The organism is Paenibacillus residui (assembly GCF_042677205.1).
Classification (GTDB): domain Bacteria; phylum Bacillota; class Bacilli; order Paenibacillales; family NBRC-103111; genus Paenibacillus_L; species Paenibacillus_L residui.
This window is the reverse complement of sequence record NZ_JBHTIU010000050.1, coordinates 34,962-54,155: the sequence shown is the minus strand read 5'-3', so window position 1 is coordinate 54,155 and position 19,194 is coordinate 34,962. Positions and strand designations below refer to the sequence as shown.

The window sequence follows — 19,194 nt, the reverse complement described above, 5'->3', positions numbered from 1 at the left end:
GTCTGCTCCCTCCTACCTAGAATCATCAAAAGGTAGAACCTACAATGATTTCATTTGTTTCTCTAGAATGATGATTTCACTAGCAATTTGTGCCGCCTGGACGATATTTCCCGCACGCTCCGCCTGGATCATCTCTTGTTTCTTTTGCTTGATAGCGTTCAGGCAAGGCACTTTCTTAATTTCTTGAATGTAATCTTCTATCACTTGAGGATTGATTCCTTGCCCGCTTTCCCGGATTGCGATAGAGCTGGCCAGCCGGCTTAGTTCCTCGTCTTGCAGGAAAGCCAAAAAACGGCTGATATCTGGCCGGTTCCCTTCATTATAAAAAGCGTACAAATAGGCAGCCAGGGCTGCGTGATCTTCTATATTGAATTGGTCCCCGATCCTTATACTGACCTCTTCCGCAATATCCCGGTCCAGCATCATGGCAGCAAGCAGTTTGATTTCCGCAATATGATAAGCAGGTAATAGGGAGGGGGCTTCATCCTTAGCTCTATTATTATCTATTACATTATTCCACGGATTTTCGTTATTATCCCCGTTTTCCTGCATTTTTAGAAATTGCTGGCGAAATTCGTTCATTTCCTGCTTGATCGCTTCCACCGGATAAGAAAATTCATCGGACAAAGCCTTGACATGGTGCTCCCGCTCTATAGGCGATGAGATCTCCGCTATTATCCTTGCGGCTGCCTTCAAATAGCGGACCGTATCGTTCTTGTCCTTAAAATTAAAGTTGCTGCGGATATAGGTCAATCTGAACTGGACCGCCGACATGGCATAATCCAGCACTTCCGATCGAAATTTATCCGCTCCTCTAGCCGTAATATATTCATCGGGATCCGCGCCGTCGGGAATATAAGCCACTCTAACCTGCAGCCCTGCCTTCTCCAGGATAGGCAGGCTTTTGTACGCGGCCGTTTGACCGGCCCGATCTCCGTCATAACATATAACGACCCGATCGGCCAATCTGCGCAGCGCCAGCGCATGTTCCTGGGTTAAAGCCGTCCCCATCGTCGCCATCCCGTTCACCACGCCCGCTTCCCACGCTTTAATGACATCCATATATCCTTCAAAAAGAACGGCATGCCCCGATTTTCGTATCGCTGGCCGGGCATGGTGCAAATTGAACAATTGACGGCTTTTGTTAAATAGCGGCGTCTCGGGACTGTTTAAATATTTGGGCTGCAAATCCCCGAGCGCACGTCCTGCAAAAGCTATGACCCTCCCCTTATAATCATGAATCGGAAAGATGATCCGGTCCCTAAACCGATCAACAAAGCCGCTTCCATCCGATCGCTCCACGATAAGACCTGCCTTCTCAAGCAATGTCTGAGGCAGCTCCCGTTTGAGCAGAAACTGAAACAACTTATCCTTCATGGCCGGAGCGTAACCAATTTGGAAAAAATCGAGCCATTTATCGCTCAATCCCCGGGAACGCAAATATTCAAGCGCATGCTTTCCCTGCTCCGTATTTAGAAGAATATAGTGGTACCACTTAGCGGCCAATTCGTGAGCGGTCAGCATAGCCGATGCTTCCTTCTGCTTCTCCGTTTCTTCTCCGGTAGGAGTATCCCACGTAATCGGAATATTGGCCTCTTCAGCCATATGGCGTACGGCCTCGACGAAGGAATAGCTTTCCATCTCCATCAGGAAGTTAATGCTGTTTCCGCCCGCATGACACCCGAAGCAGTAATAGGTTTGCCTTTCCGGTGTCACCGTAAAGGAAGGAGTTTTCTCGGAATGGAAGGGACATAATCCTTTCAAATAGTGGCCCTGCTTCGTCAGTTTTACGTACTTGCCCACTACATCGGCAATATCATGGTGCTTTAAGACGGCTTCTATGACCTCTTCAGGAATTCGTCCGTAGCTCATTCCTCATCACCTTCATTCGTTAACACGTATACTATTCGCTACATTGGGCCGTTTTCCTGCAAATTCCCCAAAAGTTTTGTCAAAGTTTGTAGAAATCGCTCCCGATCCTCATCGGTAAAGGGTTTCGGTCCCTTCGTATGCTTCCCGGAACGGCGCTTTTTGGACTGCTCGTGCCTTCTTTCCAACAAGAAATCAATGGTCCGGTCGGTATAAATCTGCCCCCGGTTCGACAGCACGTGCGCTCTTTTGGCCAGGCCGATCGTAGCCAGGCCGAAATCCTGAGTCACCAACACATCCTGAGGGGAGAGTTGATTGGCGATATACATGTCGACGGATTGATCCGAACGGTCCACCTGGATCACCCGAACTCCATCGCAGGGGGACAACTGATGGTCGAAGGAAGCGACCATCCACACACTAACGCCATAAATGCCCGCCGCCTTGATGATTTCGGCCTTCACCGGACACGCGTCGGCATCGACTATTACTTTGGGTCCCTGCATTATACCGTCTTCCTTTCGCGCCCCGGTGGTTTATTCGTCATTTATATATACGCTTCGAACAGAAGAAATCCTTCCAATCTTCGCAAAAACCTATTTCCTTGTCCGCATAATATCTTCGATCAGGCTGGCGGTTTCTTCGACGGCCTTATTGGAGACATCGATCACGACGCATCCGAGCCGCGACATAACGGAGGCGGAATAGTCCAATTCCTCATTGATCCGCTCCACCTTCGCATAATTGGCGTTCCCGGCCAATCCCAATGCTCTCAGTCGTTCTTTCCGTATGACATTCAGCTTGTCCGACCGGATCGTCAACCCAACAATTTTCTTGCTCGAAATAGTGAACAGCTCATCGGGAAGCTTCATTTCGGGCACAAGCGGCACGTTCGCCACCTTAAAGCGTTTATGCAGCGCCAGATACATAGCCAGAGGCGTTTTGGAAGTCCGGGAGACGCCGACAAGAACGATATCCGCCTTGAGAATTCCCCGGGGATCTCGCCCATCATCGTATTTGACGGCAAATTCAATGGCCTCTACCTTCTTGAAATAAGCTTCATCCAATTGATGAATCATACCCGGCTCATGCCTGGCCGGACGATGAAGCACTTTCTCCAGATTGGAAATGATCGGGCCCAGCAGATCAATGGTAATGACCTGTTGAATAACGGCCTGCTCCAGCAAGTAGTCCCGCAGCTCCGGAATAACCAATGTAAAGACGATCACTCCATTAGCTTGCTTAGCGGTTTGCACAATGCGATCGATTCCTTGCCGGTCATGAATATAGGTCGCTCTTCGAATATCTATTTTTATAGGTGAAAATTGGACTGCAGCCGCTTTTACAACCGATTCTCCCGTTTCGCCGGCGGAATCGGAAACTACAAAGACGACAGGTGAAGAAATAGGCTCCGTCAAGTGCAACCCCCCTTTTTCAATACATTAACCTTATAAAAGCTAATGAAATCTCTGTTTTTCATAGTAGTGCATTATATTATATACGCATGATTGCAAAAATTGTTTCATTTTCATCATTTTATTTGAATCCGGTGATCAAAAAGCTCCTGTCGGACTATTTCATGGATGAACGACCCCGTTTAAAGGATGTTCAGGACGTAATAACTTATTGGACGTTTAACTGGATTTTATACAGCTAGTTTTTTCCTCCGGAGCGAAAGACGGAAACTAAGTGGACAAACTGCAGCTAGTTTGTGCAAAAAAGACGATTTCAGCGAAAACCTTGATTCTAAATGTAGTTTTTCCATTTATTTAAATCAATTTATACCGTTCACTTGAATTTAACTACATAAAATACAGTTAAATCGTCGACCCATCTGGTAAATAACACTCCCGCCCCTTTTCTGACCGATTCGGGACGGGAGTAATCGTAGTGCATACTGCTTGCTAAAGCTAAAGCTTGTACTTTTCCATCTGGTCCAAGAAGCTTCTTGATTTCCACCGGACATCCAGATAAGTATCCATAAAGCCTCTCATGGCCGCTTTCAGAACTGCTTTCGTCTCGTCCTTAACCTCCGCCGTTCCCAGCATGCGCAAATCGACTCTCTGAAACAAGCGAAGCAGGCGCAGAATCTTGGCGGACACAGGCATGGCATGATGATCCTTGGCCTTGCATGCGGAGCACAATATCCCCCCGTTGGAAGGACTTAATACCATATCGCCCGAAGTCCGGCCGCAAGAGACGCATTGCTCCAATTGAGGAAGGTATCCGGACAAAGCTAATATTTTCATCTCCATGATATGAATTACAATCATAGCATCCTTGCCTTCCGCAATCGCGGACAGACCGGCCAGCAGCTGCTCGAACATGACGAGATCGGGTTCGGCCTCCGGCATCATCCGCTCGACCAGCTCGACCAAATAGGCGGCATAGGCAGCCTTATGCAGATCTTCTCTTATCTCTTGATAAGAATGAATCGGTTCCCCGTGATTCAGGGTCCCCATCTGACTGCCTTTATAAATAACAAAATCGCCATGCGTAAATAACTGCGCAATGGCGGAATATCTGCTCTTGACCTTCTTCGCTCCCCGCACCATCACGCTTATCTTCCCCATAGACCGCGTGAAGAGGGATATAATTTTGTGGCCTTCCCCATAATCCATCGTGCGGATAACGATACCTTCCGTCCGGTTAAGCATAGGCTTCGTTCCTCTCCGTATAAGCCGAATCGCTTTAGAGGTATGGCGATTTATTGTATGCGGTGCTCCAAGCTTAACAACCCGGGCACCGTTTCTTCAGTCGATCCATTCCTCGCGGTCCGGCTCCTCTTCCGTCAGATTCCATTCGTCTTCCGGCCAATCATCCTTGTCTTTATAAAGCAAATAAGCGTCTATATTTCCCGTTCGGGTAAAATAATCCCAATAGAACTCTCTCATAAGCAACACCCTTCCAAAGAAAAGTATCGATGCTTACTCATTAGAATGCTTTATTGCTTAAGCTCCTATGCGAAGCAATTATTAACAGTTGCTTACAATCAATCGTGCCGGAAACCGAGATCCTTCAAAATGCGCTCCTGATTGCGCCAATCCTTCTTCACCTTGACCCAGAGCTCGAGAAAAGTCTTGGAACCGAGCAGCCGCTCTATATCGACCCGCGCCTGCCTGCCGACTTCCTTCAGCATCGCTCCCTGCTTGCCTATGATAATCCCTTTCTGCGAATCGCGTTCGACGAAGATGACGGCCGAAATATGAACGACACCGTTCTCTTCCTGCCTCATATCCTCTATCGTGACCGCGATGGAATGGGGGATTTCCTCCCTTGTCAGATGCAGTATTTTCTCACGAATAAGCTCCGCGCAGACGAATTGCTCCGGGTGGTCTGTCACCTGATCCGCCGGATAGTATTGAGGTCCTTCCGGCAAATAGCGGACAATAATGTCCAGTAAGTTGGCAACATTATTTCCCTGCAGAGCCGATACCGGAACAATCTCGGCGAAAGAATACAGGTCTTTATATTGAGCGATTATCGGCAGCAGCTCTTCCGGATGCACACGGTCGATTTTGTTAAGCACCAGCAGTACCGGAGTATTTACCTGCTTAAGCCTTTCTATAATAAACCGGTCCCCGCCGCCAATCCCTTCCGCCACATCGACCAAAAACAGGATCGCATCTACTTCGTTAAGCGTCCCTTCCGCCACTTTCATCATATAGTCGCCCAGCTTGGACTGGGGCTTATGAATTCCGGGCGTATCCAGAAAAACAATTTGACTGCTGTCGGTCGAATAGACGCCGTGAATTTTATTTCGTGTCGTTTGCGGCTTGTCGGACATAATCGCTATCTTCTGGCCGATCACCTGGTTGAGCAAGGTTGATTTCCCGACATTCGGCCGGCCGATAATGGCGACGAATCCTGAGTGAAATTTCTGATTCATTCCATCCCTCCTGCTGGTATTATACAATGTTGACGACGGTAAATAAAATGACCTGATACCCGTTGTGCGATTTTCCGCAAAGGACCGATTTCAGGTTGGCAGTGTAAAGGCGCCGGGAAGCAAGGCGGAAACCGTCGTTTCGCTGACATCACCCGCTAAATTGGCCATATACACCGGCATATCCGGCGCGCATAATTCGATCATGACCTGGCGGCAAACCCCGCACGGGGTAATCGGAGCGGGAGTATCGCCGATCACCGCCAACGCCCGAAACGACCTCGGGGCTTGTCCGTCTGCAATCGCCCGGAACAGGGCTGTCCGCTCCGCGCAATTGGTCGGCCCATAAGCTCCGTTCTCCACATTGCAGCCGTGGAAGATCGTCCCGTCCGCGCCGATCAACGCACAGCCCACTTTAAAGCCCGAATAAGGAACATATGCTTTGTCGCGGGCCAATGCAGCCTCTTGAATCCATGCGGATACATCGTTCATTATGCTGTCCCCTCCTCAAATTTTTACTATTACTCCTATAATAACGTATGCAGCCAAAAAGCCATAATCGTGACAGTGATCCCAATAGCTCCTCCAAAAACCAGTGCCGGAAGCGTGCGGGTCCTTCTCTGATACAGTATGAGCAAAAATAGGACAGACAAGCTGTAAGCCAGTACGGATACCAACGGATGGAAAGTCAACAGAACAATCAGCGTCGATATGGAAAAGGAGACGGCCATCCACAAGCTCGGGCGAACATAAGATTTGGCCGAAAACCGTGTTTCTGTCACGATCAGAGTAAAGGCGACCAATCCCAGATAAAGCCAAACCGCCGAGGAAGACAGCTTGGCCGGTTCCTCCCTAATCCCGCTTATCCATCTCTCCAGCGGTTCGAAGAACACGATCGTCCCGACGGCAACGGCAAAAACCGCAGACACCAGAACAGAGGCTGCGGCAACATCTTTCGCGATTTTGGCCAACGGATGGACCTCCGGCATAGCCAGATCAACCGCTTTCTCGACTGCGGTATTAATCAGCTCCGTAACAATGACAAGAGTGACTGCGAGCAGAATGAATAAAATGTCCCACTTGCCCAACCGGAAGAAGAGGGCGGAGAGAAGAGCGACAAAAGAAGCGGAAAAATGAAATTTCATATTCCGCTGGGTAGTTAAAGCATATTTAATTCCTTGGTAAGCGAAGCGGAAGCTTTTCAGCCATTTTGCAATCCCGTTCACCTGATCAAACCGGCCTCCTGCAATATTTCTTCCTGCTTGCGAAACATCCGCTTCTCTTCTTCCTCTGTCTGATGGTCATAACCGATCAGATGGAGAAAACCGTGTACGAACAAAAATCCGATTTCCCGGTTAATGGAATGGCCGTATTCGCCTGCTTGTTCTATCGCTCTCGGCACGGATATGATAATATCCCCCAACTGATCGGCGCCGAACAAGCTTCCGCCAAGCGTATCCTCGTCGGAAGCAATCTCCTCCAGCTCGCCGTAGTTGATTTCAAGCTCCCCGGCACCGAACTCCATCATCGGAAAGGAGAGGACATCCGTCGGCTTATCCAGTCCCCGGTATTCCTTGTTCAGCTTGCGGATTTCTTCGTCGGTAACAAAGCTCAGCGCGACTTCCCCGAGGGGAATATCTTCCCGCTTACCGGCGATTTGCAGCAATTCTTCAATCATGGAGATCAGCTCGGGAGTAATTTCTAACTGATCCTGTTCATTGCTCCATTCCAGCAATAAGGCCATCGTTTAAGACTCTCCTTTGCTATCGTTATTTTTAGGCAAATCGCCCGGGTATTCAATACGGGCATGGAAGATGCCAAGCAATGTTTCTTTGAGCGCTTTGGCAATGGTATCCAAATCCTTGATCGTCAGGTCGCACTCGTCGAATTGCCCGTCATCCAGACGGTCTTTAATAATTTTACGTACCATGGAATCGATCTGTTCAATCGTCGGGCTCCGCAAGGAACGCACGGCCGCCTCCACACAGTCCGAAATTCCCACGATAGCCGCTTCTTTGGACTGCGCTTTAGGACCGGGATAACGGTATTCGCTTTCCTCAACGACCTTGCCTTCCCCGCTTTCCTCCGCCTGCTTAACCGCCTTGTAGTAAAAATACTTGAGCAGCGTCGTCCCGTGGTGCTGTTCGGCAATATCGCGGATCGCCTTGGGCAGGTTATGCTCCTTCAGCATCTCTACACCGTCCCGGGGATGCGCGGTAATAATCGCCTTGCTCAGGCTCGGTTCAATGCTGTCATGCGGGTTATCCATATTCATCTGATTTTCTATATAATAACTTGGGCGCTTGGTCTTGCCCATATCGTGATAATAAGAGCCCACCCGGCAGAGCAAGCCGTTAGCTCCCACCGCCTCTGCTGCGGCTTCTGACAGGTTACCGACCATAACACTATGATGGTAGGTGCCCGGGGCTTCGGTCAGCAGCTTGCGAAGCAGCGGCAGGTTCGGATTAGACAGCTCGACCAGCTTGAGTGGAGACAGAATCCCGAAGGCCATCTCGAAGAACGGCATAATTCCGATCACCAGAATGGCACTAATAATGCCTCCGACAGCCGCGAACGACAATCCGTAAGACAGATCCGTCATCGTAAACCGGTTATCCAGCAGAGCCTGAGTGACGATACCGAGACAGCCGAAGACCGATATCATAATCCCGGCCTTCAAGATCGTAATCCGCTGACTGGCCTTGTGCAAGGAAAAGATAGCGGCAAAGCTTACAATCAGCGAAACGAACAGGTAACGGTAATCCATCAGCCGATCCTGGTCCACGCTGAAGATAATCCCCGACATCAAACTGAAAATAATCGACGAGACGTAGGCAAGAGGCGCATCCAGCAGTACGATTACGAGCATCGTTCCCATAGCAACGGGGGCAAGGTAACCGATATGCGGATACTCCAAATTTTGTCCCAGGGAGACAATCTTCATTCCGATAATATTCAAGAAGAAGATCAGCAGAAGCATGACAAGCTGGGAATTGTTATTCTGGATGCTCAATTTGCTCTGGCGGATGAACATGAAAATGACCAGAACGAACAGCGCTACCAGCAGAGCCAGGCCCAAATGCGGACGAAAATCGGTTTTATCCTTGAGCAGGTTGAAGGTTTTGAGCCGCTGGTACGTCTCTTCCGTTATCATCTCGCCTTTATAGACAAGAACGTCATTCTTTCCGAACAGAACCGGCTTCGTATTCTCTCTTGCCTGAGCCCTGGCCTGATCGGTCTCCTTGGCATCATAAAACTTGTTGGGTGTCAGGGCAAAGCGAACAATTTCCTGCACCAGTTCCCGCGCCGTATTCTTCGTCAATGTCGAAGAGTTGACCATCTCGGTCACTTTGGCCCGGGCAGACTGCGCCTCCACAAGCGGGTCATTCATCAGCCGATTGACGATGTCCTTCGCTACCGTTTCCATGGCCGTCAAATCGTCCTTGGTCAGCCGCGGAAATTTATAGTAGCTTTCCTCCGAAAACTTGTACTGCTGCTCCAGCAGCTGCTTCTCAATCTCATTCATGAGAGTGTCGTTATAATTACCGGCCGCCCTCAATGTCTTCATAAATCTCTCTACATAATCCGTATAGATAGCCGGAAGCAAATTTCGATACAGATCGACTCTGACATCGAAGGTCATTTCCGGATCGGTATTATTCTGCTCAAGCTTGTCGAAGATCGTCTCGACAATTTGTTCATTCTTGATCGATACGATCTTATAAACCGGCTGAATCCGCGAAGCGGCCTCTTCCTTGGCTTTCTCCGTAGCCAGCGAATTCTCCTCCTGATAAGGAGCATAGATCGTCTTCTCACTGACTTTATTCGGCTGAATATCATAGGTTTCCGGAACGACTTCATTTAGAAGAGAAAAATAAAACAGAAGGGCAAAACCCAGCAATAACAAATAACGGATAACCGGGCTTGTTTTCCATTGACTGAACCGGGAGGGTGAATTCCCGGTAGCGGACGGTTCGTTTCTTGTCATGAAACTTTCAGTCCTCTCTATCCATGCTTTTCTTGATCCAGGTTGTAGGCGGTGATGATTTTCTGAACCAGAGAGTGACGGACCACATCCTGTTCGGAGAAATATACGAATCCGATTTCGTCGATGTTCTCCAGTATGCGCTCAGCCTCCACCAATCCGGATCGTTTGCCCCTGGGCAAATCGATCTGCGTGATGTCCCCGGTGATGACCATCTTCGAGCCAAACCCCAGCCGGGTCAGAAACATCTTCATCTGCTCCGGGGTCGTGTTCTGGGCTTCGTCCAGTATGATAAACGAATCATCGAGAGTTCTGCCCCTCATATAAGCGAGAGGAGCAATTTCAATCAAGCCTCTTTCCATGGACTTGGCAACCTGCTCTGCCCCCAGCACATCGTTAAGAGCATCATACAATGGGCGCAGATACGGGTCAACCTTTTCCTGAAGATCTCCCGGCAGGAAGCCGAGACTTTCTCCCGCCTCCACGGCAGGTCGGGTCAATATGATTCTCTTGACCTTGCCCTCCTTCAAGGCAGCCACGGCGAGCACGACAGCCAGGTAGGTCTTGCCGGTACCGGCCGGGCCGATGCCGAAGACAATGTCCTGTTTGCGAATTTTCCCGACATACTGCTTCTGTCCGATCGTCTTGATACGGATCGGCTTGCCTCTGTACGTATGTGTAATTTCCCCTTTGAATAAATCAAGCAGTTGATCCGCCATCATCTGTTTGGATAATTCCAGGGCATAATGGATGTCCCGTTCCGACAACGGATAGTTGTTCCGGACCAATTCCAGCAGTACCTCGAACAGCTGCTGCAGCCGCTGGGTCTCGCGGGCTTGTCCCTGAATGACAATCTCTTCTTCCCGGGAAAAAATTTTCGCATCGGTCTGCTTCTCTACGATAGACAGAAACTTGTCCTGCGGTCCAAACAACGATAGCCCCTCGGCTATGTTGGTTAGCGGTATTTTGACAATGTGTTCGCGATCGGTCAAAAGGCCTCAATCTCCTTAATCATCAGTAACTATATTATACGTAAGATATTATCGTATATGTGCTCCCGGAAGCAAATATTAATGCAAAGAAAAGAGCCGCAGCTTTCTATTTCGGAAAGAAGCGGCTGTTATCGTAACCGGTTTTTGCTAGTTTGATATAGACTTCTGCATAAGCTTGTGAAGGCTGCTTTACGCTGTTTATTCGCTGCGAACCAAAAGCGTATACCCTCTCCCAATAGCGGCCTCTCTCAAGCTCCATGGGTCGGGACGTTATCGGCAGGTGCTAGCTGACGGGGCTCTCTCCCGGGGCCGGGTCCGCTTCCGGAGGCAAGTTTACGATCGGCTGCTCGACGGCAATGTTCTCCTCCACTTCGAAATGAACCTCCATCACCAGCACTCCGTTCTCCTCCTGCTCCTTCAACACCTTCTCCGAGGTGATTCTCGAATCCTCACCCGCTCCGTGGAGAATATCCGCCCGAGCCCGCTCCAGACCGATCTGACGCGCCGCTTCCCGTTCCAACGGCTCTTCCAGGTAACGAACCTCTCGCACCTTCTCATTCATCCAGCCGACCGGCAGGCCGTAGTTCCTCCATTGGAGCGTTTTGCGCGAAGCTTCCTGCTCGGATTGTTCATATGAAGTGCCATAGCCGGTTAGCTGCAGCGCCCGGTTTCCGAAGACAAGATAGAAGCGGCGGTAGGACTCTCCGGTATAAGTTTTATATTTGCGAACCATCGGAACTTCGATTTTGCTTGTGTACCAGACCAATCCTTTGACCTGTCCCTGCGAAACTACCGTCTGCTGATACTGCTCGTTGCCGATCAGTCCGGAAATAAGCAAGTCCCCTTTCCGCACATACTGATCAGGTTGGACGACCGGCTTTCCTTTCTCCGCTAAAATTTTAGTAACGACCGCATTTTTGGAGGCGATCAGATGACGCGGACTTTTAAGCTCCTTCTGCTCGGGACTGGCGCTCTCCACCACTTGTATCTTAATGTGGGTGCCTTCTACCTTCACCCCCACCCAGGCCACCCCGGGAAGCTGTTTGTGAAGCTCCCTGGCCAAATCCTCCTGGTTGCCCAGACGAAACTTCCATTGATATTCATAGATCCCGAGCTGCTTCGCCTTCTCCAAAATTTCCATCTTCATCAGCTTCTCGTTTCCTTCCACTTCTACCTTCCAGACGATGGAGGATAGCAGGAAGAGACCGACGATGAAGAAGCATAGACCGGCAATGAAAAACTTTCGTTTCCACAGCTTGTCCAGGAAAAAAGGAAACCCGTATCTTTTAAGAAGATGTATGCGGCAGCCTGTCTTTTTTAAAAGCGGACGAAGCTTGTAAAAATCTTCGATATGCAAATTCACCTCGGCCAGATTCGGCTGTTTAATCTGCATGTCCCACAGAACGAGACGGGAAGAGGCAGCCAGATTGATGAATTCCTCCAGCCTTTCCCCGCGCAATTCAATAGTCACATATCCCTTGAGCCTGGAAATGATATTTGGTCGCACCCGCATTCACCCTTTATTATGAATTGATGTATTTAATATCGTGGATCTTGCCCTCGATGAAGACTTCCTCCGTCTGTATGCCCCTCATGACCAAATTTTCCCCGCGGACCTCCAGCGCCCCCTGCCCGAGCGCCAGCTTAAGCAATTCACTGGAAAAATGCAGGACCCCTCTGTGGTTTTCGATGTAGAGCTGCATATTACCGATCATCGTCAATCTGGGCAGATCAAGGATGACATCCTGAGGCACTTCGAGCAGCTTCGCGGTCATCATGTTGAGCTTCTTTTTAATGGAGCGCATGCCTCGCTCATCCCCCCGAACTGATAGGCTTTTTTACAAATTATGCCGATGCTTCGCCATTTATGAAAAAAGGACTCTCCGCTGGTAACAGATTGTTCAGAAAAACCGCCTTCGCGACGCTCCAACTTAACCAATTGTGACTTAATGAAAACCCATAGTGACTCTTGCAAATCCCGCCTCGCCAATCATCTTGGGGCATTCGTGGTGCCGCGCAAATGTCATGCAAAAAAACAAGAAGCCGTCCCAAGCAGCTTCCAAACTGCTGAGAAACGGCCTGAACCGACTAAATCGTGAATGCTTTCCAAAAAAAGAGCGAGGCTGGCGGTCAATTTTCCGCACCCACCTACTCTTCTCTTTCATCGCTGCCCATTGTAGCAAAATGATAGGCAAGAGAAAGCCACCCATTGTTCATGCATGAAGGTCGCATCTGGGTCCGTAAGGACATCGTAAAGACGAACAAAAGTACATTAGAATTCTGCCTTTTTCTAAAAAGAAGCGAAAGACGCTCAAATGTGCAGGTCTTTTTTGACAAAATGGGGCCATTTCGCAAAAATCGCTCCAAAGACCTGCACTATCGCTTTAGAATAAGGCACTGCGCGGCTTTTTCCCAAAAAGACCTGCAGTTTTGATTGTCTTTCTACACAATTAGGCGGATGACCGGGACTGTCTCAAAGAGTCGCATAAAACGGGAGTCTACGGAACTGAGCGGTGGCTAAAGAGGTGCTTTTTATGCCAATTGGAATCTTTATTCAGCACCATATTAACACTGTAAAGAACTTAAAGATTCCTATGTGGCAAAAAAGAGCCTGGCCGGCTCTTCTTCATAACGATATGAAAGCTGAAAGACGAGGATTTCAAGGAGAAATGAGAGAGATGGGGATTAAAACAACGGCTTGAGCCGAATTAACTTGTCGTCCCCTGGTCCGGGTGTACCCCGCCCGTCGCGATTATTGGTCATTACATACAGGGAGCCGTCCGGACCTTCTGTAACATTGCGAATTCTCCCCAGCTCATGGTGAAATAGTGCAGAGGTATGCTCGATTGAAGTATGATCCGCTCCCCAGGTAACCGCGAGAATCTGCATCCCGCGCAAATTAGCCACAAGCAGCCTGCCTTTCCAAGGGCCCTGGCTTATGAAGGTCATACCCGAGGGCGCCCAGGTATCATCCCCGCTGTGCAGCAGCGGTCGGACCATTCCGTCCTGCTCCTGGTCGCCGCTAATCACCGGCCAGCCGTAATTTTTCCCCGGCTCAATGAGATTGATCTCATCCCGCGCTGTCTGGCCGTGCTCGGAGCTGTACAGCTTGCCGGTATCCGGATGCCAGGCTAATCCTTGGGCATTGCGATGTCCCCAGCTATAGACCGGCGAACCCGAAAAAGGATTGGACTCCGGAATCGTCCCGTCCGGATGGATGCGCAGGATCTTCCCGCCCAGACTCTGCAAATCTTGGGCAAGCTGAGGTTCATACCGCTCTCCGGTCGTGATGTATAACAGCCCGTCCGGCCCGAATTTAATACGCCCTCCATTATGATTCGTATCCCCGGGAATATCAGCTATCAATATCTTGTCCACTTCGATCCGGCTTTCCCTCTGCTGCAGACGAAGCACCCGGTTCATAACCCGGCCATTCTCCTCATAGGTATGATAGGCATACAAATAACCGTTATTAGAGTAATCGGGGTCGATTTCAAGACCCAGCAGCCCTCCTTCCCCTTTGCTTATGAACGGTTCTTCAAACCGGAATACCGGGTCCTCCACTAACTTTCCCTGCCTAATAAGCCGGATTTGTCCGGGTCTTTCCGTAAATAAAATATCTCCCTCGGGGGTAAATACCATTTCCCAGGGAACATTTAATTGCTCGGCTATTATCTCCGCTTCATGCGGTAAACGTCCTTCTTCCTCCTGCCCCATGACCGGACCCGTCGCCTCTGGCCTGTCCACAGCCTTGTCCGGGGAACAGGCTGCTGTAAGCAGGAGGATCAAGAAGATCCCGATACTCTTTATCATTTGGGCCACTCCTTTACTATGAGTGAATATGGAAATGCCCCTGCCGGCTGAACCCGGCAGGGGTGTGTAATTACTTGCGGTAAGGTCTTCTGGAGCGGGGCGGCCCGAGAATCTCGGACCAGATAATACCTTGGATCGCTTTGCGCTGCAGTTGGTCAGCCCTTTCCTTCTCTTTCAGCCTATCCGCTTCAGAGCGATGATCGAAGGTCCGGCGGGAACCGGTAGCCGAGGCGTTGGCAGCCGGTTGCCCGGATTCCGGTTCTTCATAGCGGAAGACTTCCCGGTATCTCTCTTCTTCTTCATCATCATGACTGTAGAGCGGCTTATCCTCTATGACCGATCGCCGATCCATAGCCTCTCTGTCCGGCCGGTCCGCTCTTGGAACGGTCTCCGGGGAACGATCCGATGATGAGGCCGGTTGGACCGGCCCCCCTCCGAAAGGAGGCATGCTTCTCGTATTTTTCGGCTTGCCGGGTTTGGACTTCGACACCAAAGTAGATATAATGGCAAGCACAATAATAACGATATGGATGTTATCCAACAAATACTCGATAATTCCCACTTAGTCCCCCCCTTTGCTTCGGTTTATGGTGAGGAAGCCAGGGTTATTCCTTGTCATTCTTGTCATCCATTCCCTGCATGCGTCCGAAGCTGGAACGCATTTGGGTATCGGATTCTATATTTTTCAAGTTCATATAATCCATGACTCCAAGCTTGCCTTGGCGCAGAGCATCCGACATAGCCAGCGGAACCTGGGATTCGGCTTCGACGACCTTCGCTTTCATCTCCACTACCTTGGCCTTCATTTCTTGCTCCTGTGCAACGGCCATGGCGCGGCGTTCTTCCGCTTTCGCTTGGGCAATCCGCTTGTCCGCTTCCGCTTGCTCGGTTTGGAGGTGGGCTCCGATATTTTTACCTACATCTACATCTGCAATATCGATAGACAAAATTTCGAACGCAGTTCCGGCGTCCAAGCCTTTGCCAAGTACGGTTCTGGAGATCGAATCCGGATTTTCCAACACGTCCTTGTGAGTGTTGGAGGAACCTACTGTCGTGACTATTCCTTCTCCGACGCGGGCAATGATCGTTTCTTCTCCCGCACCCCCGACCAGGCGGTCGATGTTCGCGCGTACCGTAACGCGCGCTTTAACTTTTACTTCAATTCCATCCTTGGCTACGGCGGCAACCATCGGAGTTTCGATCACTCGCGGGTTAACGCTCATTTGTACGGCCTGCAGCACATCCCGTCCGGCCAGGTCAATGGCAGCCGCACGTTCGAAGCCAAGCGCTATGTTCGCACGCTGTGCCGCGATTAAAGCATTGACTACCCGGTCAACATTCCCCCCGGCGAGAAAATGGCTTTCCAATTGGTTAATGGACAGCCCAAGTCCCGCTTTGGTAGCCTTGATTTGCGGATTGACAATCCGGCTGGGAATGACACGACGCAAGCGCATGGCCACCAGGGTGAAAATCCCGACGCGTACGCCGGAGGCTTGTGCGGAAATCCACAGCATCACCGGGAAAAAGCTGAAAAATACGGCCAGCACAATAATAACCAGCGCTGCGATCAACAAAGTAAAAATATCTAGATCAGCCAAATGTAACAACCTCCTGATTCATTTTATTGTTATCTGTCTTAATGAGCCTCGGGGCTCAGCCTGGATCCGGCTCTAGCCGATCTCATCCTCATTAAGTTCGCGGACGACTACCCGTGTTCCTTCTATTTGGGTTACTTTAATTTTCCGGCCTTTATCAATGTAATCCCCAAAGGTGACCACATCAATGCGTTCTTCACCGATCAATGCGGTGCCGGATGGGCGAAGGACCGTTAAAGCCACTCCGTTTTTTCCTAACAGATGGTCTTTGACGGAACTGCTTGTATACCCTTCCTCATTCTTCTGCTCTTCACTCAGAATGAATTTCTTCCATACTCCTTTACGCTTAAAGATCTTAATAAAGATGGCGATCAGGATAATAGCGGGAATCACGGCAATCCCCAACGATTTCAAACCGCTCGCCGTATTATAGGAAGCCATCACAACCCCGCTGATCAGGGAAATGGTACCGGCCGCGGCAAACAATCCAAAGCCCGGAACGACAACTTCTATAATGAGCAAAATGATGCCGAGAACAAATAAAACAATCTCCTCAATCCCGGCAAAACCGGCAATATAATGGCTAAAAAAGTATAAGCCGAACCCGAGAGCCCCCAGGATGCCCGGCAAGCCGAAGCCCGGAACGAACAGTTCAATCGCTACGCCGGCGATACCGATCAGCAATAACAAGGTTTTGGCTACGGGGCTTGTAAGAATCCGGCTCAGGTTCTCCGCTGTGCTCGGTTCTACAAATATGCGCGGAGCCTCCTGTACATTTTTGAAGCTCAGCACTTCTTCGAGAGTTGCTGCGGTATGCTCGGAATAACCGGCTTTCAGGGCGTCATCATAGGAGAGCGAGACCAGTTGTCCCTTAGCAAATGTTCGGCCGGCTTCGGGAATTTCGACCACGATATTTTTATCGACCATTCCCGCAGCGATAACCGGGTTGCGCCCTCTCATCTTGGCAGCCGATTCCATCGATTCTACCCAGTAGGAGATGTGCTTGGCATTATCCACTTCCCTGCCGCTCGCATCCACGATAGCCGCCGCGCCAATGACGCTCCCCGGAGACATTACGATTTCATTGGCATTCAAGGCAATGAAGGTACCCGCAGATGCTGCGTCTCCATGAACGAAAGCGACCGTAGGAATTTTGCTGTCTCTTACGAGGTTCCCAATCTCCATAGCTGCGGTAATCTCGCCGCCTAGCGTATTGATATCCAGGACGATAAGTTGGGCAGAAGCTTCGTGCGCCTCTTTAAAGGCTCTCTCCAGGAAGCTCTGCAGACCGCTTTCAATCGTTTGATGCACCGGGATGATATATACGGCACGGGATGAAGCGGGCTGGCTCTCCGCATGGATTCCTGCAAAGGGCAGCAGCATTAACAACAAAGGCAATAACCAGACCACCTGCATAATTCTTTTTTTGAGCATAGTTCCCCCTCCTTTCTTGGTTTTCTCGCAGCCTTTTACAAAGTACTACGTAAAGTTTTGGCATATGTTTCAAAGCTTAAACAAATTTTTGCAAAAGTCGTCTGCCTTGTAAATATGATTACTCCCGACTGGAAAATTATGTACTGCAACCGCTCCATAGGAACCAGTAAAACATGCCTAGTAGCGGTTTTTGATCCGCAGCCTAAGCTGCGGATCAGAAACCTGTCTGCGTATTCCGTAAGATAGTAAAAAACACCCCTGAACGGGGTGTTTCACCAGTTGTCGGTTTAATTCAGCAGTTGTTGTACCAACTGATTGACGAGCTTGCCGTCTGCGCGCCCTTTTACCTTCGGCATAAGAGCACCCATCACCTTGCCCATTTCCGCTTTGGAAGAAGCGCCCGTTTCCTGGATGGTCTGCTGTACAAGAACTCTAACCTCTTCCTCCGTCAATTGCTGCGGAAGGTACTCGGCAATGACGGCAATTTCTGCTTTAGCAGCTTGCGCCAAATCCTCTCGGCCTGCTTTTTCGAATTCCTGGAGGGAATCTTTTCGCTGTTTGATTTCACGACTTATTATATCAAGCACTTCGTTGTCATCCAACGATCTACGCTGATCGATTTCAATATTCTTGATCGCGGAGCGGATCATTCGGATTACGGAGAGTCTGAATTTATCCTGGCTCTTCATCGCCTGCTTCATATCTTCGTTCAATCGATCACTTAAGCTCATCAATAAGTCCTCCTAGAACTTCCGCTTCCGAGCGGCCTCCGACTTCTTCTTACGTCTAACGCTGGGCTTTTCGTAATGCTTACGCTTTTTTACCTCAGCCAGCACTCCATCTTTAGCGATGGAACGTTTAAAGCGGCGAAGAGCAGCATCTATTGTTTCATTCTTACGAACTTTTGTTTCTGACACCAGATTTCCCTCCCTCCGAACAGACCGTCCAAAACGACTAACACGGGTATCAAACTTCATTATATGTTATAAGGAAAGCGGGTGTCAACCTACCTCCCAACATAACCCAAACTATGCTGCGGCTCCTTGCCCTCACGGCGTTCTTCCGGTTCCTTCAGTTGGTTAAACGAGCGGTTTTTCTTATACCTAGCTTCGCCTCTCCTATTTATTAAGAAACTATTTTTCGAGCGGTTTGCTTCCCGCATGAGAGGAGTTCGGATGAAAATCTATGTTGACAGTTCCGCAGAATTAACCGTTTAAAGGACCCAGCTTCTCGCCGCCCAACAGATGATAATGAAGATGAAACACGACTTGCCCGGCATTCTTGCCGCAGTTATTAAGCAGCCGATATCCGCTCTCATGAACTCCAAGCTGTTTCGCAACCTCTTGTGCGGCGAGATGAATCTCTCCAATAACCTCCACATCTTCCTCCTGGACATCATTCATGGTGGCGATGTGCTTCTTGGGAATTATAAGAGCATGAACGGGTGCGGCCGGCTGGATATCGTGAAAAGCAAGCACCTTGTCGTTCTCATAGATTTTCTTCGAAGGAATGGAACCTTCGATAATTTTACAAAAGATGCAATCCATGACCATAATCATCCCTTCGTTTAAATGCATAGTAAGCTTGTTCAGCGATGCCGGGCATCGGTAAAATCAAATG

The 19,194-nt window shown here is 49.6% G+C and carries 21 protein-coding genes; 1 reads left to right on the top strand and 20 read right to left on the bottom strand.

What is annotated here, in order from left to right:
* Nucleotides 1–39: 39 nt before the first annotated feature.
* The 13 genes from dnaG to yqfC form a co-directional block, all read right to left on the bottom strand.
* Nucleotides 40–1,872, bottom strand: coding sequence for a DNA primase (gene dnaG / locus ACFQ03_RS15640; protein ID WP_144934147.1), 1,833 nt, complete (start codon nucleotides 1,870–1,872; stop codon nucleotides 40–42).
* A gap of 38 nt (nucleotides 1,873–1,910) precedes the next feature.
* Nucleotides 1,911–2,375, bottom strand: a complete 465-nt coding sequence (locus ACFQ03_RS15635; protein ID WP_144934145.1) for a YaiI/YqxD family protein — start codon at nucleotides 2,373–2,375, stop codon at nucleotides 1,911–1,913.
* Nucleotides 2,376–2,465: 90 nt separating this feature from the next.
* On the bottom strand, nucleotides 2,466–3,287 hold the full coding sequence (locus tag ACFQ03_RS15630) for a pyruvate, water dikinase regulatory protein (RefSeq protein WP_144934143.1): 822 nt from the start codon (nucleotides 3,285–3,287) through the stop codon (nucleotides 2,466–2,468).
* 492 nt (nucleotides 3,288–3,779) lie between these two features.
* Nucleotides 3,780–4,526, bottom strand: a complete 747-nt coding sequence (gene recO, locus ACFQ03_RS15625; RefSeq protein WP_379289284.1) for a DNA repair protein RecO — start codon at nucleotides 4,524–4,526, stop codon at nucleotides 3,780–3,782.
* Between the two features lie 96 nt (nucleotides 4,527–4,622).
* The gene (locus tag ACFQ03_RS15620; protein ID WP_144934139.1) at nucleotides 4,623–4,763 is read right to left on the bottom strand and encodes a YqzL family protein; all 141 of its coding nucleotides are present in this window, start codon (nucleotides 4,761–4,763) and stop codon (nucleotides 4,623–4,625) included.
* A gap of 98 nt (nucleotides 4,764–4,861) precedes the next feature.
* Entirely contained in the window at nucleotides 4,862–5,758 is an 897-nt protein-coding gene (era, locus tag ACFQ03_RS15615; RefSeq protein ID WP_144934137.1) for a GTPase Era, read from the bottom strand.
* A gap of 90 nt (nucleotides 5,759–5,848) precedes the next feature.
* On the bottom strand, nucleotides 5,849–6,247 hold the full coding sequence (gene cdd, locus ACFQ03_RS15610) for a cytidine deaminase (protein WP_144934135.1): 399 nt from the start codon (nucleotides 6,245–6,247) through the stop codon (nucleotides 5,849–5,851).
* Nucleotides 6,248–6,282: 35 nt separating this feature from the next.
* Nucleotides 6,283–6,981, bottom strand: a complete 699-nt coding sequence (locus ACFQ03_RS15605; RefSeq protein WP_379289281.1) for a diacylglycerol kinase family protein — start codon at nucleotides 6,979–6,981, stop codon at nucleotides 6,283–6,285.
* Entirely contained in the window at nucleotides 6,978–7,499 is a 522-nt protein-coding gene (gene ybeY, locus ACFQ03_RS15600; protein ID WP_379289279.1) for an rRNA maturation RNase YbeY, read from the bottom strand. The genes ACFQ03_RS15605 and ybeY overlap by 4 nt, the downstream gene beginning before the upstream one ends.
* Nucleotides 7,500–7,502: 3 nt before the next feature.
* Nucleotides 7,503–9,743 carry an HD family phosphohydrolase gene (locus ACFQ03_RS15595; RefSeq protein WP_379289276.1) on the bottom strand — a complete coding sequence of 747 codons (2,241 nt, stop codon included), beginning with the start codon at nucleotides 9,741–9,743 and terminating at the stop codon, nucleotides 7,503–7,505.
* Nucleotides 9,744–9,760: 17 nt separating this feature from the next.
* Nucleotides 9,761–10,732 carry a PhoH family protein gene (locus tag ACFQ03_RS15590; protein ID WP_150960030.1) on the bottom strand — a complete coding sequence of 324 codons (972 nt, stop codon included), beginning with the start codon at nucleotides 10,730–10,732 and terminating at the stop codon, nucleotides 9,761–9,763.
* A 283-nt stretch (nucleotides 10,733–11,015) separates the two neighbouring features.
* Nucleotides 11,016–12,239 (bottom strand): sporulation protein YqfD, encoded by a 1,224-nt coding sequence (gene yqfD, locus ACFQ03_RS15585; protein WP_144934125.1) that lies wholly within the window; start codon nucleotides 12,237–12,239, stop codon nucleotides 11,016–11,018.
* 16 nt (nucleotides 12,240–12,255) lie between these two features.
* Nucleotides 12,256–12,537: a sporulation protein YqfC gene (gene yqfC / locus ACFQ03_RS15580; RefSeq protein ID WP_144934123.1), complete on the bottom strand. Its 282-nt coding sequence runs from the start codon at nucleotides 12,535–12,537 to the stop codon at nucleotides 12,256–12,258.
* Between the two features lie 729 nt (nucleotides 12,538–13,266).
* Here yqfC and ACFQ03_RS15575 point away from each other — a divergent pair.
* Entirely contained in the window at nucleotides 13,267–13,434 is a 168-nt protein-coding gene (locus ACFQ03_RS15575) for a hypothetical protein (RefSeq protein ID WP_186328258.1), read from the top strand.
* Here ACFQ03_RS15575 and ACFQ03_RS15570 read toward each other — a convergent pair.
* The 7 genes from ACFQ03_RS15570 to ACFQ03_RS15540 form a co-directional block, all read right to left on the bottom strand.
* Nucleotides 13,418–14,545: a PQQ-dependent sugar dehydrogenase gene (locus ACFQ03_RS15570; RefSeq protein WP_150960031.1), complete on the bottom strand. Its 1,128-nt coding sequence runs from the start codon at nucleotides 14,543–14,545 to the stop codon at nucleotides 13,418–13,420. The two genes, ACFQ03_RS15575 and ACFQ03_RS15570, sit on opposite strands and share 17 nt — an antisense overlap.
* A 70-nt stretch (nucleotides 14,546–14,615) precedes the next feature.
* Nucleotides 14,616–15,107 carry a hypothetical protein gene (locus tag ACFQ03_RS15565; protein ID WP_144934119.1) on the bottom strand — a complete coding sequence of 164 codons (492 nt, stop codon included), beginning with the start codon at nucleotides 15,105–15,107 and terminating at the stop codon, nucleotides 14,616–14,618.
* Between the two features lie 43 nt (nucleotides 15,108–15,150).
* Nucleotides 15,151–16,143 carry a flotillin-like protein FloA gene (gene floA / locus ACFQ03_RS15560; RefSeq protein WP_144934117.1) on the bottom strand — a complete coding sequence of 331 codons (993 nt, stop codon included), beginning with the start codon at nucleotides 16,141–16,143 and terminating at the stop codon, nucleotides 15,151–15,153.
* 72 nt (nucleotides 16,144–16,215) lie between these two features.
* The gene (locus ACFQ03_RS15555) at nucleotides 16,216–17,574 is read right to left on the bottom strand and encodes an NfeD family protein (protein WP_150960033.1); all 1,359 of its coding nucleotides are present in this window, start codon (nucleotides 17,572–17,574) and stop codon (nucleotides 16,216–16,218) included.
* 287 nt (nucleotides 17,575–17,861) lie between these two features.
* Nucleotides 17,862–18,305 (bottom strand): GatB/YqeY domain-containing protein, encoded by a 444-nt coding sequence (locus ACFQ03_RS15550; protein WP_144934113.1) that lies wholly within the window; start codon nucleotides 18,303–18,305, stop codon nucleotides 17,862–17,864.
* Nucleotides 18,306–18,317: 12 nt separating this feature from the next.
* On the bottom strand, nucleotides 18,318–18,491 hold the full coding sequence (gene rpsU, locus ACFQ03_RS15545; RefSeq protein WP_144934111.1) for a 30S ribosomal protein S21: 174 nt from the start codon (nucleotides 18,489–18,491) through the stop codon (nucleotides 18,318–18,320).
* Nucleotides 18,492–18,779: 288 nt separating this feature from the next.
* On the bottom strand, nucleotides 18,780–19,121 hold the full coding sequence (locus ACFQ03_RS15540; protein WP_144934109.1) for a histidine triad nucleotide-binding protein: 342 nt from the start codon (nucleotides 19,119–19,121) through the stop codon (nucleotides 18,780–18,782).
* Nucleotides 19,122–19,194 lie beyond the last annotated feature (73 nt).